Source organism: Neobacillus sp. NPDC058068 (assembly GCF_042885335.1).
Lineage (GTDB): Bacteria > Bacillota > Bacilli > Bacillales > Cytobacillaceae > Neobacillus.
On record NZ_JBHVSI010000059.1, the window covers coordinates 1 to 1,325 of the forward strand.

The 1,325-nt window shown below is 74.3% G+C and carries 3 protein-coding genes; all 3 read right to left on the reverse strand.

Features of this window, described 5'->3' with window-relative positions:
* Window positions 1-217, reverse strand: a 217-nt coding sequence (locus ACFVSW_RS27915; RefSeq protein ID WP_387319881.1) for a hypothetical protein, incomplete at its 3' end; no start/stop codon positions are given.
* Between the two features lie 33 nt (window positions 218-250).
* Entirely contained in the window at window positions 251-847 is a 597-nt protein-coding gene (locus ACFVSW_RS27920) for a hypothetical protein (RefSeq protein WP_387319882.1), read from the reverse strand.
* 2 nt (window positions 848-849) lie between these two features.
* A partial coding sequence (locus ACFVSW_RS27925; protein WP_387319883.1) for a hypothetical protein occupies window positions 850-1,325 on the reverse strand: 476 nt, incomplete at its 5' end.

A 1,325-nucleotide genomic window follows, 5' to 3' on the forward strand; every position in this document is an offset into this window, starting at 1 on the left:
GGTCGCTCAGGTGGTCCTCGGTGACGAACAGCCAGTCGGAGCGCTCGGCGGCCAGGACGCGCAGGCCGGCCGGGAGGTGCCCGACCTGGCGGCGCCACCACGGGCGCGGCCCGGCCGGGTCCGGCTCGGCCGGGCGCGGGCCCGGGTCGTCGTCGTCCAGCAGCTCGCCTTCGAGGATCTCCTCCTCGACCGGCTCCAGGCGCAGGTCGATACTCACGGGTCCCCCTTCTTTGTCTTTCCGGTTCGGGTCTCAGCGGCTGGAGGCGACGTGATTCAGGGCGTCCAGGACGACCTGACCGCCCTTGGAGAGGGCCTCGTTGGCGTAGTAGGTGACCAGCGGGATCGCGGCCAGCGAGGCGCCGTTGACGAAGCCGAGCCTCACCTTCCACTTGTCCAGACCGCTGGCGGTGGTGCCCGGGGTCCGCGCACCCGCGCCCGCCGCGCCCTTGGCGGACTTGCGGGCGCCGGCCAGCACGACGGCGACGACGAACAGGAGCAGCGCGCCGCCGCCGCCGACCGGTACCGGGGTCGCGCCCTGGAACTGGGCGGTGGAGGCCGCGCCGGTGGAGCTCCACAGGGACAGCTGGCCGCCCCAGGCGGAGGCCTTGTAGCCGAGCCAGCCCAGGCCGCCGAGGATGCCGCCGGCGCACAGCCCGCACAGCACGCCGAAACCGGTGCCGATGGCGTAGGGGAAGAGGCTGGCGTGGTCCGCGCCGGCGCCGGCGGCGCGCCCGTAGACCCCGCCGCCCTTGCCGCCGACCTTCGGCAGCGGGATGCCGTAGGTACGGGCGAGCTGCCAGCCCGTCAGGCCGAAAACAGCGGCGTAGGTGCCGAGGGTGACGTCCATGATCAGTGTCCTCCGGTGAACGCGGTGGTGAGCCAGGTGATGGCATCGGTGACAGCCGGCAGCGACAGGCAGCCGGACAGGATGGGAATCCACACCGCCGTGCGGCGCAGCAGCGAGACCTCGGCCCGCTGCGCGCCGACGAGCGGCAGGGCGATCGCGGCCAGCTCGACGGCGGCGGTGGTGGCGGTGTTCGCGTGGAGAGCGGCGCAGCCGTAGTAGGCGGCGCCGGCCAGGGTCAGGGACCGCAGGGCGGGTTTGCCACCCCACAGGATCGCGATGGCGGCGGCGGCGTCGGCGCCGTAGGAGCCGGTGATGATCGGCAGCTGGTGGTGCAGGAGCCAGGCGGGGACGGCGGCCAGGGCGGCGGCGGTGGCGTTGGCGCCCAGCTGCAGCCAGGAGAAGTCCCAGAACGGCTCGGGCTCGGCGGGCGGGGCGACCACCATGACCGGGACCGGTTGCGGGGCCACGACCTCGACCC